At 71.3% G+C, this 567-nt stretch carries 1 protein-coding gene; it reads left to right on the top strand.

The window, feature by feature from the left end:
• Window positions 1-20: 20 nt before the first annotated feature.
• Window positions 21-567, top strand: a 547-nt coding sequence (locus tag AC5RUJ_RS18070; RefSeq protein ID WP_494156494.1) for a hypothetical protein, incomplete at its 3' end; no start/stop codon positions are given.

The following is a 567-nucleotide window of genomic DNA, read 5'->3' as shown; positions in this document are numbered from 1 at the left end:
CCGTGGCCAAGGCCGGCGGCGTGGCCAACAAGGTCACCGCGGTCAGTCGGGCCGGCGGGGCAGCGGCCAAGGTGCTGGACTTCTCCGGCCTGTCCAAGACCGCGGGCCTGACCACCCGCGCCATCGATTTCTCCACCAACTTCAAGTTCACTGCCATCGATGTCACGACCAGCGGCTTCAAGACGGTCACCGGCACGGTCCGCCCCTACGTCAGCACCGCCGGCCACGCTTTCACCGACGGGCTGCGCCACGCCGCCTCGGGCCTGCGCGCCGGCGCGGACAACTTCACGACGTCGCTGCGCACCGGCACGGACAACCTGGCGAACGCGCTGGGCGGCCCGCGCCTGGCTACCGCGGGCGGCGGTTACACTACCGGGCACCGCTTCGATGTGGAGACGCCGTCCGGCCGGAACGCCAACACGATCATGAACTTTGACGCGGACGGACCCAGACCGTCGTCGCGCACCGGCGGCTACACCGTGCCGGAACGTCCCGGCCCTCCGCAGTACGGCCAGCGGATTGAGACGCCGGAGGCCAAGTCGGCGCCGGCACGCACTCCCGACGCGG

The organism is Arthrobacter sp. Y3223164, from assembly GCF_059091005.1.
The sequence above is the reverse complement of the archived record's forward strand: the minus strand, read 5'-3'. Positions and strand labels throughout refer to the sequence as shown.